The 11,582-nt window shown below is 68.0% G+C and carries 12 protein-coding genes; 6 read left to right on the top strand and 6 right to left on the bottom strand.

What is annotated here, in order from left to right:
- Positions 1 to 8: 8 nt before the first annotated feature.
- Both dapD and ABD225_RS06235 read left to right on the top strand, forming a co-directional pair.
- A complete protein-coding gene (dapD, locus tag ABD225_RS06240; protein WP_344082577.1) occupies positions 9 to 944 on the top strand; it encodes a 2,3,4,5-tetrahydropyridine-2,6-dicarboxylate N-succinyltransferase in 936 nt (311 codons plus the stop codon).
- A gap of 50 nt (positions 945 to 994) precedes the next feature.
- On the top strand, positions 995 to 1,912 hold the full coding sequence (locus ABD225_RS06235) for a hypothetical protein (RefSeq protein WP_344082575.1): 918 nt from the start codon (positions 995 to 997) through the stop codon (positions 1,910 to 1,912).
- Positions 1,913 to 1,934: 22 nt separating this feature from the next.
- Here the strand turns inward: ABD225_RS06235 and ABD225_RS06230 are convergent, their stop codons facing one another.
- Positions 1,935 to 3,233: a citrate synthase gene (locus ABD225_RS06230; protein WP_344082573.1), complete on the bottom strand. Its 1,299-nt coding sequence runs from the start codon at positions 3,231 to 3,233 to the stop codon at positions 1,935 to 1,937.
- A gap of 93 nt (positions 3,234 to 3,326) precedes the next feature.
- On the opposite strand from ABD225_RS06230, the gene ABD225_RS06225 reads away from it, so the two are divergent.
- The gene (locus ABD225_RS06225; protein ID WP_344082571.1) at positions 3,327 to 3,527 is read left to right on the top strand and encodes a hypothetical protein; all 201 of its coding nucleotides are present in this window, start codon (positions 3,327 to 3,329) and stop codon (positions 3,525 to 3,527) included.
- A gap of 144 nt (positions 3,528 to 3,671) precedes the next feature.
- Complete coding sequence (locus tag ABD225_RS06220; RefSeq protein WP_344082569.1) at positions 3,672 to 5,063, top strand: serine hydrolase domain-containing protein; 1,392 nt, start codon at positions 3,672 to 3,674, stop codon at positions 5,061 to 5,063.
- Positions 5,064 to 5,156: 93 nt separating this feature from the next.
- Here the strand turns inward: ABD225_RS06220 and dapC are convergent, their stop codons facing one another.
- Positions 5,157 to 6,284, bottom strand: coding sequence for a succinyldiaminopimelate transaminase (dapC, locus tag ABD225_RS06215; RefSeq protein WP_344082567.1), 1,128 nt, complete (start codon positions 6,282 to 6,284; stop codon positions 5,157 to 5,159).
- The gene (gene fdxA, locus ABD225_RS06210; RefSeq protein ID WP_344082565.1) at positions 6,281 to 6,607 is read right to left on the bottom strand and encodes a ferredoxin; all 327 of its coding nucleotides are present in this window, start codon (positions 6,605 to 6,607) and stop codon (positions 6,281 to 6,283) included. Before fdxA ends, dapC begins: the two co-directional genes overlap by 4 nt.
- A 76-nt stretch (positions 6,608 to 6,683) precedes the next feature.
- Here fdxA and ABD225_RS06205 point away from each other — a divergent pair, with 76 nt between their 5' ends.
- A complete protein-coding gene (locus ABD225_RS06205) occupies positions 6,684 to 7,388 on the top strand; it encodes a dienelactone hydrolase family protein (protein ID WP_344082563.1) in 705 nt (234 codons plus the stop codon).
- Positions 7,385 to 8,392, top strand: coding sequence for a GNAT family N-acetyltransferase (locus tag ABD225_RS06200; protein WP_344082561.1), 1,008 nt, complete (start codon positions 7,385 to 7,387; stop codon positions 8,390 to 8,392). Before ABD225_RS06205 ends, ABD225_RS06200 begins: the two co-directional genes overlap by 4 nt.
- Positions 8,393 to 8,533: 141 nt before the next feature.
- On the opposite strand, the gene ABD225_RS06195 is transcribed toward ABD225_RS06200, so the two are convergent.
- Genes ABD225_RS06195 through mshB form a run of 3 tightly spaced genes read right to left on the bottom strand, consistent with a single transcriptional unit; the run spans position 8,534 to position 11,579 of the window.
- Complete coding sequence (locus tag ABD225_RS06195; RefSeq protein WP_344082559.1) at positions 8,534 to 10,210, bottom strand: VanW family protein; 1,677 nt, start codon at positions 10,208 to 10,210, stop codon at positions 8,534 to 8,536.
- 14 nt (positions 10,211 to 10,224) lie between these two features.
- Positions 10,225 to 10,725 carry a flavin reductase family protein gene (locus tag ABD225_RS06190; RefSeq protein ID WP_344082557.1) on the bottom strand — a complete coding sequence of 167 codons (501 nt, stop codon included), beginning with the start codon at positions 10,723 to 10,725 and terminating at the stop codon, positions 10,225 to 10,227.
- Entirely contained in the window at positions 10,722 to 11,579 is an 858-nt protein-coding gene (gene mshB / locus ABD225_RS06185) for an N-acetyl-1-D-myo-inositol-2-amino-2-deoxy-alpha-D-glucopyranoside deacetylase (protein WP_344082555.1), read from the bottom strand. The genes ABD225_RS06190 and mshB overlap by 4 nt, the downstream gene beginning before the upstream one ends.
- Positions 11,580 to 11,582: the final 3 nt, after the last annotated feature.

Raw genomic sequence — 11,582 nt, 5'->3', positions numbered from 1 at the left:
TTGCGGCTATGACTGACGCGAAGCGATCCGCCTGGGGCTTCGGTCTCGCCACCGTGACCGACGCCGGCACTACTTTGGACGCCTGGTTCCCCGCTCCAGCATTGGGTGACCACGACGACATGGTGGGAATCCCGGCCGAGCTCGAGGCCATGCGGGCCGAGGATGCCGAGCGGGGTGTGCGCATCCACCCCGTCGCCATCTCGATCGACCTCGACGCCGCGCCGAGTTCGACGGTCGATGCCTATCTGCGTCTGCATCTGCTCAGCCACCGACTGGTCGAGCCGAACACCATGAACCTCGACGGGATCTTCGGGCAACTGCCCAATGTCGTGTGGACCAACCACGGTCCGTGCCCGGTCGAGGGTTTCGAGGCCACGCGCCTGCGACTGAGAGCGCGCGGACCGGTCACCGTCTACGGCATCGACAAGTTCCCGAGGATGGTCGACTATGTCGTGCCTTCGGGCGTCCGGATCGCCGACGCGGATCGGGTCCGCCTCGGAGCCCACCTGGCCGCGGGCACGACGGTCATGCATGAGGGCTTCGTCAACTTCAATGCGGGCACGTTGGGGACCTCGATGGTCGAGGGGCGGATCTCGCAGGGCGTGGTGGTCGGCGACGGCTCGGATATCGGTGGCGGCGCCTCGACCATGGGCACGCTGTCCGGCGGCGGCACCGAGCGCGTGCGGATCGGGCAGCGCTGCCTGCTCGGCGCGGAGTCCGGGCTGGGCATCGCGCTCGGGGATGACTGCGTCGTCGAAGCGGGTCTCTACCTCACCGCTGGGACGAAGGTCAGTCTGCCCGACGGAACCATCGCCAAGGCCCGTGAGTTGAGCGGGCAGAGCAACCTGCTCTTTATCCGCAACTCGGTCACCGGCGCCGTCGAGGCCCGGACCCGCGACGGTCACGGCATCGTGCTGAACTCGGCACTGCACGCCAACGACTGAGGCGCCCACTTCCGAAGGTATTGCACCAGAAGGACATTCAGCTTTCTCTCATGGCCAGCCCTCCACCCCCGCCGCCCCGCGGCACGACCAGCAGCCCTGCGGTGTGGGTTTCGACCGGTGGTGCGGGGCGGCGGGCGGCATCCCCGCGCCGGGGGTATGCCGTGCGTCGCCTCGTCGTGAGTTGCTTGGTGCTCGGCCTGCTCGCCGCCCTCGGCGGACTTGCGCTCTTCACGGCGCGCTGGATGGGCGGGCCGACCTGCCAGGCCACCGCGAGCGGCAAGACCTTCGCCTTCACGCCAGAGCAGATGGGCAATGCCTCGATCATCACCTCGGTGGCTTTGAAGCGGGGACTGCCGGCTCGGGCGGCAACGATCGCCTTGGCCACCGCGATCCAAGAATCTGGCCTGCGCAATCTCGACCACGGGGACCGCGACTCGGTTGGGCTCTTTCAGCAGCGGCCGTCGCAGGGATGGGGCAGCGTCGCGGAAATCATGGACCCGATCTATTCGGCCGGGGCGTTCTATGACGCGCTGGTCAAGGTCAAGGGCTACGAGGACATGCCGATCACCGAGGTCGCGCAGGAGGTGCAGCGCAGCGCCTACCCCACGGCATACGCCGACCACGAAGACGAGGGTCGCGCGCTCGCGTCCACCTTGGCGGGACACTCCCCCGCTGGGCTCGCCTGTCGGCTCCCGGACCCGTCCGGCGCCGCGTCAGCCGACGCTGTCCAAAAAAGCTTGGAGGCTCAGCTCGGCGTGAGCACCTCGGCCGACGGGTCGGTCGTGACCGTGCACAGCACGTCGGCGCAGCGGGCCTGGATCGTGGCGAGTTGGGCTGTGGCGCAAGCCGATCGCTATGGCGTGACCAAGGTCGACCTCGCCGAGCGCACGTGGAAGCGTTCGTTGAACTGGTCCGGCCCTGCGGGCGCGACCGGGAGCACGGTGACGATCACACTCGCCAAGGGCTGAACTCGGCCCGAGCCGAGCTCGGTCAGCGCTCAGCCATCGGGACGAAGTCGCGGGCGGCCTCGCCGACATACACCTGACGCGGGCGACCGATCTTGGTGGCGGGGTCCTCGATCATTTCGCGCCACTGCGCAATCCAGCCGGGCAGGCGGCCGAGGGCGAAGAGGACGGTGAACATCCGGGTCGGGAAGCCCATCGCCTTGTAAATCAGGCCCGTGTAGAAGTCGACATTCGGGTACAGCCTGCGCTCGACGAAGTAGTCGTCCGCCAGCGCGACCTCTTCGAGCTTCATCGCGATATCGAGCAGCGGGTCGTCGGCGCCGAGCTTGCTGAGGATCTCGTCGGCGGTCTTCTTGATGATCGCCGCGCGCGGGTCGTAGTTCTTGTAGACGCGGTGACCGAAGCCCATCAGGCGCTGGTTGGTCTCCTTGTTCTTGATCTTGCGCATGAACTCGGCCGGGTCCTGGCCGGTCTCGTGCAAGGTGGCCAGCATCTCCAGGACCGCCTGGTTGGCCCCGCCGTGGAGCGGCCCGAAAAGGGCGTTGATCCCGGCGGAGACCGAGGCGAAGAGGTTGGCGTGCGAGGAGCCGACGAGCCGGACGGTGGAGGTGGAGCAGTTCTGCTCGTGGTCGGCGTGCAGCAGCAGCAGGAGGTCGAGGGCCTTGACCATCTCCGGGTCCACTTCATACGGCTCGGCGGGGAAGCCGAAGGTCATCCGCAGGAAGTTCTCGGGCAGCGACAGCGAATTGTCGGGGTACAGGAAGGGCTGGCCGACCGACTTCTTGTAGGCATAGGCCGCGATCGTCGGCAGCTTGGCGAGGAGGCGGATCGTGGAGATCTCGACCTCTTCGGGGTCGAAGGGATCGAGGCTGTCCTGATAGAAGGTCGAGAGCGCGGAGACGGCCGAGGAGAGCACCGGCATCGGGTGCGCGTCCCGCGGGAAGCCGTTGAAGAAGAGTTTGAGGTCCTCGTGCAGGAGGGTATGCCGCCGCAGCTTGGCGTCGAAGGCGTCCGCTTGCGCCTGGGTCGGCAGCTCGCCATAGATGAGCAGGTAGCTCACCTCGAGGAAGTTCGAGCCCTTGGCCAGTTGCTCGATGGGGTAGCCGCGGTAGCGCAGGATCCCCTCGTCGCCATTGATGAAGGTGATCTTGCTGGAACAGGAGGCGGTGTTGACGAAGCCGGTGTCGAGCGTGACATCGCCGGTTTCTTTCAGCAGGGACGAGATGTCGAAGCCGTCCTCGCCCTCGGTCGCGGGAATCCGCTTGAGGAAGAGTTCCTTGCCCTCAGCGTGAAGTGTCGCGCCTGCCACAACGTCGTCAGCCATATCGCGAAACTACCGCACCGGCTTGGCCTGCGACGAGGCGCGTCTCATGGTGCAACGCACACCGTGGCCCTATGAATCGACAAGACTGTCCTCATGCGCGTGCTGCACGACGGCCCCCTCTATCTCTCGTACGGCCAGTTCTCGATCCTCGAACCGATGGCCGAGCACCCGGACCTCGAGGATGCCTTCGCCGGCCAGCGCAATGGCCTGTGTGGCGGCGCCGTGCCCGGGGCACTGCACTTCATGACCGGCACCCCACACCGGGCAGATCGCCCTGCGGGTGGAGGAGTATGACGAGGTTCCCCCGCTCCCCGAGCCCGAATGGGGGGATGTGGTCGAGGCCGCGTTCAGCACGACGTCCAGCGAACTCGTGCTGATGGGGCTGATGGGCGATGAGGTGGTGAATGTGGTGCTGAACCGGGGCCGGAATACCTCGCCATGCAGCCCGAGGACACGATGATGAGCGGCTGGCACCGAGAGCAGACGTCGGCCGTGCGCGAGCGCACGAGTCACGCGCTGGATCGGCTCGCGGTGGACAAGCAAGTCGCGGACCGTGTCCCCGGACTGGCCGCTGGCGTGCATCGCGGCGGTCGACTGGTGTGGTTCGCCGGCGTGGGTAGCGCCGATCTGGACTACCCGGAGAAGGCGCCCTGCGCCGACACGCAATTCGATATTGCCAGCATCACCAAGACCTTTGTCGCGGTGACGGTGATGGCGCTGCGCGACGCCGGCAAACTCTCCCTCGACGATCCCTTGGAACGGCACATCCCGCAGTCCCGCCATGGCGGCGTCACCGTGCGCCAAGCGCTCGCCCATGTCTCCGGAATGCAGCGCGAGCCGGTCGGCGATGTCTGGGACACCTTGCGCTTCCCCGACCGAGAAGAACTGTTGCGCGGGTGGAATGCCGCCGAGCGTGTCGGTCGCCCGCACCAGCTGCATCACTACTCCAATCTCTGCTTCGGCCTGCTCGGCGAGCTCATCGCGCGGGTGGAGAAGCAGGACTGGGATGCCGTGGTGCGGCGCCGCGTCCTCGACCCCCTCGGTCTGCACGCCACCTCGCTGGGTCGGATTGGCGGCTTGCCGCAGGCGGGCCGCTACTACCTGCCGCCGTGGACGGACGTGCCGGTGACCGAGCCAGCCGTTGACCTGCTGGCGTTCGCGCCGGCGGGTGGATTCGCCTCCACGGCAAGGGATCTCGGACTTTGGGGAGGCTTCCTGGCCAGCCCGACTGACGAGGTGCTCGCCGCGGACACCCTTGAGGAGATGTGCCAACCCATCGTCACGGCGGCGCCCGACTGGTCGCTCGCCTGGGGCCTCGGGCTGATGCTGCTGCGGCACGACGGGCGGGTGTGGGTCGGGCATACCGGCGCCTTCCCGGGCACCATCAGCGGCTGCTTCACCCACCGCGAATCAGGCACCACGGGCGTAGTGCTGATGAACCAGTCGACAGCGACCGCGCCCGGCACCTTCGCCGCTGGGCTGGGTAGTTATGTGCTGGAACACGATCCCGAGCTGCCGCCGGTATGGCGTCCGGGGACCACCACTCCTGCTGAGCTGGAACCGCTTCTTGGACAATGGTTTTCGGAGGGCTCGGAGTTCACTTTCAGCGTGCGCGCGGGTCGCCTCGAGGCGAGGCTGCGCAGTGCGCCCGCGACCACCGCGCCGTCGCTCTTCGAGGCCATCGGACCCGATCTGTACGTCACGACCGCCGGCCGGGAGCGCGGCGAGCTACTCCGCATACGTCGTGATGAGTCGGGAGCCGTCACCGCAATGAACTGGGCGACCTACCTATTCACCCGCCGCCCGTTCGCCTTCGGCGAGTGGCTCTGATCTGCCGTCCTGCCTTGCACCGGGAAGCTTGCGCTTACCCCCTGCTCTAAAGCAGGTGGAAGCGCACACTTTCGGCATCCGGAGAGAAACAAGTTAACTCCGCAGGCGCGACGCGGCGTCGGCGATCTGGGCGTCGGTGGCGGTGAGGGCGATGCGGATGTGGCGGGTGGACGCGGCGCCATAGAAGGACCCGGCGGCGGCGAGAATGCCGCGGTCGGCGAGGCGATCAAGCGTGGTCCAGCAGTCTTCGTCGGCGGTGGCCCACAGATATAGGCCCGCCTCGGAACCCTCGATCCGCAGCCCGAAGGCCTGGGCGGCGGGCAGCAAGGTCTCGCGTCGGGCCCGATAGGTCGCCACTTGTGCGGCGACATGCGCCTCATCGCCGAGTGCCGCGATGAGCGCGTGCTGGACCGGCGTGGGCATCATCATTCCGGCGTGCTTGCGCACCTCCGCGATCTGCGCGACCAGCGCCGGATCACCGGCGAGGAAGGCCGCGCGATAGCCGGCGAGATTGCTCTGCTTGCTCATGCTGTATGCCGCGAGCAGGCCCGTCACATCGCCGTCGGTGACGCGGGGGTCGAGCAAGGAGGGCGTGGTCGGCGGATCGTCCGCAGGCCGGTCGGTGCGCCAGTCGAGCTCCGCATAGCACTCGTCGCTGGCCACGATGACGCCATGCTGGCGCGCCCAGGCAACCACTTTGCGCAGATGCCCGACGCCGAGCACCTTGCCATCGGGATTCCCAGGACTGTTGAGCCACAACAACTTTGGCCGCGTCGCCGACGTCAAGGGCCCGAGCGCCGTCAGCGAGGTGACGGGCACCGGTGTGGCCCCGGCGAGGCGAGCGCCCACGTCATATGTCGGATAGGCGACGGCAGGGTGGCCAACCAGATCGCCCGGGCCGAGCCCGAGGAAGGTCGGGAGCCAGGCAACCAACTCCTTGGACCCGATGGTCGGGATGACGCCTGCGGGGTCCAGCCCCGGCACCCAACGACGCCGGGCGAACCAGTCGACGACCGCCTCACGGACGCTCGGCATACCGATCGTGAGCGGATAGCCCGGGGCATTGGCGTGCTCCCGCAACGCCTCCTGGACCACCGCGGGAGTCGGGTCGACGGGCGTGCCGACCGATAGGTCGATCAGGCCGCCCTCATGGGAACTCGCCCGTGCCTTGAGCGGCACGAGCGAGTCCCAGGGGAAGTCGGGGAGTGAGCGCAGGCTCACTCGTCGTGCTCCTGCGGGGGTAGAGCCGCGATGAGCGGGTGGTCTTTGGGGATCATGCCCATCTTGGCGGCGCCGCCGGGGCTGCCGAGGTCGTCGAAGAATTCGACATTGGCCTTGTAGTAATCCGCCCACTGCTCAGGCACATCGTCTTCGTAGTAGATCGCCTCGACCGGGCACACCGGCTCGCAGGCGCCGCAGTCGACGCACTCGTCGGGGTGGATGTAGAGGCTGCGCTCGCCTTCGTAGATGCAGTCGACCGGACACTCCTCGATGCAGGCCTTGTCCTTGAGGTCTACACAGGGCTGGGCGATCACATACGTCATAGGCCCCATATTAGGCCGCTTTCGCCCTTCGGCCGGGCACCGGTCTGCGGCTCGGGCCGCGGCGTAGTCTGCGGGAATGCCCGCAACCCCCCTTGCCGTCTCGATCCCCACCGCCCTCGGCGAGATGCCGGGCCGCCAGTGGCTGCCCGCCGCCGGCCGGGGCCCGGGGATTGTGCTCTTCCAGGAGATCTTCGGGATCAGCCCGTATGTCGAGCGCCGCGCCGCCGAGCTCGCTGCCGCTGGGTATGTCGTTCTGGCGCCCGAGCTCTATTGGCGCCAAGGGATTTCCGGGATTGCGAATGGGCCGGACATGCTGGGCGAGGGCCTCGCGGCGCTGCAGCAATTGGATTGGGATGCCGCGGTGCGCGACGGATTGGCGGCGCATGCGTGGCTGCGCAGTCGCCCGGAGGTGACGGACACGACCGGCTATGTCGGATTCTGCTTCGGCGGCGGACTCGCTTTTGCCGTTGCGGCACAAGCGGATCCGAAACCGGACGCGCTCGTGAGCTATTACGGCTCGGCGCTGCCGAACCTCCTTGACCTCGCGCCGCAGGTGCCCATGCCGTCCCTGCACCACTTCGGCGACGAGGATGCCTATATCGACCGCGAGACGGTCGAGCGGATTCGTTCCGCGGTGGCTGGGCCGGACGTCGAGTTCTATACCTATCCGGGCGCCGACCATGCCTTCGACAATGCCGACTTCGTGACCTACCACCCCGAGGCGTCGACGATCGCGTGGGGCCTGACGCTGAAGTTCCTCGCCACCCACCTGCCCACGTGAGCTCGCCGGTGCGCGCCACCGTGCGTTATCGCCTCGAGCCGCCGCCGCCACCGGGACAACCGCCGCTGACCGATGCGGTTGGCACAGTGGTGCGCAATGACCCTGAGGCCGTCGTGCTGGAGACGCGTCGCGGGACCGTGACGATCCCCCGTGATCGGATCGTCGCCACCCGGATCATCCCGCCTGCGGGCCCTCGGCGAGGGATTGCTGGGGGTGATCTGGAGCCATTGGCGCTGCACGACCTGGTCGCCGATGGTTGGCCCGCCATCGACACCGCCCGCCTCGGCGGTTGGCTGTTGCGTGCTGGTCGTGGGTTCACCGCTCGGGCCAATTCTGTTCTGCCCGTGGGTGATCCGGGCGTGCCACTTGCGGAGGCTGTCGACGCCGTGGAGGAGTGGTATGCGGAGCGTCACCTCCCCGCGAATGTCACCCTCGCCGGTCCCGAGGGGTTCGACCCGGCGCGCGACCCGCTCGGTCGGCTGCTGCTCGATCGTGGGTATGTCGCGTCACAACCCTCCCTCTTTCTCACCACACGACCGGCAACGATTCTGCGCCGGTCGGCGGAGCGCGGCCGGCCGGCACCGGGACGGCATACGGTCGAGATCGGAATCGGGGGCGAGCTGACGGACGAGTGGCTGACGGCATACGACGGCTATCGCCTCGGCGACCGCGACGCCGCTCGGGCGATCATGACCGGCTCCCCCGCGCAGCGCTTCGCGACGGCGCGCGCTGGTGGCGAGGTGGTCGGCGTCGGGCGCCTGGGCATGAGCGGCACGTGGGGCGGGATCGCCGCGATGTGGGTGGACCCGGCATACCGCCGGCACGGCATCGCGCGGCGCATGCTGGGCGAATTGGTCACGGCCGCAACCGAACTCGGCGCAACGAATCTCCACCTGCAGGTGTGGGCGGACAATGCGCCGGCCCTCAGACTCTACGAATCCCTCGGCTTCCGCCGCCACCACGCCTACCGCAATCTGTCCAGCACCCCCGCCCGGGCCTTGTAACTTCTGCTAGCAGAAGGTAGTCAAATCCGCACAACGTGCAAGGTCTGCAGAGTTGATTAACGTCTGCTAGCAGAGGTTAGAAAACCCCCCAAGCCGCCGCAAGACCCTCGGACCGGTGAGCCGGCCAGCCCAGGCATCCGGTTAGGGGTTGGTGCAGATGACCAGGTCTTCGGGGATGTAGTGGGTCGTGAGGTACTGCGTTTTGACGACCTTGCCGCCCTGCTTGAAGATCCGCCCGACCGTCACATCGAAGCCATCGGCCGGCGACTGAGGGACGCAGCCCTTCTCGTCATCGGTGATCTTGCCCGGCTTGGTGACGTTGACGCGTGGCCCCTTGGTCGCCTCGATGTCCCAGGTCTTCTTGCCCTGGAAGGTGACCGTGATGGCGTTGGCGGTCACCTGGGTGGTGATGAAGATGCCGCCGTCGGTGGTGTTGGTGAAGCGGTTGTCGACATCGGGCCAGCTGATCGTCGCCTCGCGGCCTTCGGGGTAGCGCGAGATGTAGAAGCTGTGGGGGTGGTACTCATCGATCTGCGCGCCCGAGAAGAAGATGGCGTTGAAGAGGGTCGTCGAAACCTGCGATATGCCGCCGCCATAGTCCTTGGTCAACCGGCCGTCGTAGATCACCGGGGCGCCGCGATAACCCTTCTCCGGGGTCCGCTGTCCGAGGTGGGCGTTGAGCGAAAAGGTCTCTCCCGGAGCGACATAGGTGCCATTGAGCGCCCGCGCCGCGATCGTGATGTTGTGCGTGCGATCGGGGGCGTAGGGGAAGTTCGTCGTGAAGGTGGAGATGACGCCGGTGGGCAGCGAGGCCTTCGCCTTGGCCGTCGTGAACTTCGCCGGGCTCGCCTTGCCGGGCACCACGGCGGTCCGGTCGGCGGCCAGCACGGCGGCCGGCATGGCGCTCATGACCGCTGCCGAGTCGACATCCAGGCCATCGACGGACGGCACGACCTTGAAGTTGCCATCCGCGGAGGTAACCGTCGCGTCCTTGCCCTTGCGCAGCACCTTGGCCTCCTGGCCCGCCTTGCGCACGGCCGCGACGAGCTTCTTCTCGTCATACTCCGTGGCGAGCGCGCCATCCTTGGGCACGAAGGTCACCGACGGCGCGATGGCATCACCCGCGACCTCGAAGCTCTCGTCACCCACCTTGACGATGACCGGCCCGGCAACCACCTTCGCGGCGACATCCGACTTGGCCGCCTCGGCCTCCTCGGTCGTGACCTCGGGCGCCGTGGTGGCGAGCACCCCGTTGATGGTGTCGGTGAGCAGCCAGCCCTTCTCGATCGCCGCGCCAGTCGCCGGGACATCCGCGGCCTGGCCATCGACCCCTGGGGTGACCGTCGCGGCGCCGTCGACGAAGGTCAGCTTGGCGTCGACGGGCTTGTCGGTCAGTCCACGAGCAGCGGCCGTGATCGCCCCCGCGAGCCGCGCCTGATCAACCAGACGGGCGGGCTCGCGATCCACCGAACCGGTTAGGCGGTCATACAACGCGACGGGATTGAAGGTGGCGCCGGTGAGGCCCTCGAGACTCTTGTCGTAGTCGACGGCGAGGCCCGCCGCGGCGGGGTCCAGCTGGATGCTTTCCTCGCCGAAGCGCACAGGAATCGTGGCAGCGGCCTTGTCCTGCAAGCCATTTCGCAAAGCATCGAGCGCCTGCGCGTGCGTCTTGCCCCCGACCTGCACCCCTCCGATGACGGTATCGCCCGGGGTTTTGGAGCCCGCGCTCAATGCCAAGGCGCCATAGCCGGCGAGCCCAACCACCCCCGCCGTCGCGACGACCCAGGGCCATCGACGGCGACGCGTCGAAGTCGGCATAGGCGTGCTCTGGCTCATGAAAGGCTCCCGTAGCGGCTGCGGTAGTGGACGAGCGCGTCGCCCGGGCGTTCGGCGAGGGCGGTCTGCACCACTTCGCCGACGACAATCGAGTGATCTCCGGCCCCGTGGACGGCATGCACCCGACACTCCAGAGTAGCCAAGGACCCGGTCAGCAGAACAATTCCCGCCTCGCTCCGGGTATGCGGAATCTGGTTGAACTGGCCGATCAGCGGCTTGCCGGGCGTCGCGAGCCATTCCGCAGCCCGCCGTTGCTTGCGGCTGAGCAGCGAGACGGCGAAGGCCCCGGAATCGACGACGGCCTCGTGGAAACGCGCGGATGACTCCACGCACACGAGCAGCAGGGGCGGCTCCAGCGACACCGAAGCGATGGCCGTCGCGGTCATGGCGTAGTCGTGGTTGCCGCTGCGCGTGGTCAGCGCGACGACTCCGCTCGCGAGCCGAGACATCGCGGCCCGGAACTGCGGGCTGGGCCGTTCCCCGTCGTATGCCGTCACACCGGCCATCCCCGCGCGCCCGCCTCCGCGACGGGCTCGCCGCTGCGCAGCAGCCCGGTGATCGGGTCGAGCGGCGCATAGCCTTCGCGCCCGCTCAACCGGGCGGCGATGTCATTGGACAAGGTGAACCACGCGCCGTGAACAGTGATCTGCGTCGCGTGCGCGCGCATCGCCGCGGCCTGTCGCCGCGCGCCCTCCGCGTCCGAGACGGCATACGGCACGAGCGCATCGTCGACAACCGACGGGATCACCGGATCGTCGGCCGCCGGGATCGTCACCCCCGGCGCGGACACCTCCGCCGCCAGCCACGCGCGATCCTGCGCGACCCACGATCGCGGGGTCAGGACGGCATACATCCGGGGCGGGTCGGCAAGCGTCGCGACGGCGGCGCAGGCGATGCGGTGCGCCTGAATGTGATCGGGGTGGGCGTAGCCACCCTGGTTTTCGTAGGTGATGACGATATCGGGCCGGATGCGCTCGATCACCTTGCGCGCCAACGCAATTGCCGCGCCCGCGTCGGCGTTGACGAAGGCATCCGGTCGCGCCGCGCTCGGGCTGCCGGCCATGCCGGAGTCGCGGTATGCCGCGGCCCCCGACTCATCGAAGCCCAGCAGGTGCCCGGTCGCGCCGAGCGCCGCCAGCGCGGCCTGCCACTCCCCCAGTCGGAACTCCCCGAGCGCGTCCTCGTGGTCGGCGTCGAGGTGCTGCAGATCCGGCGGGATCACCTCTCCCTGCTCGCCCAGCGTGCACGTCAGGACGTGCACCTCGTGCCCGGCCGCCGCATACGCCCCGATCGCGACACCGGTCGCGATCGACTCGTCGTCGGGGTGGGCGTGGATGAACAGCAGACGCATGGG

Source organism: Nostocoides veronense, from assembly GCF_039531185.1.
Classification (GTDB): Bacteria; Actinomycetota; Actinomycetes; order Actinomycetales; family Dermatophilaceae; genus Nostocoides_A; species Nostocoides_A veronense.
This window is presented reverse-complemented; position numbering and strand designations above follow the sequence as displayed.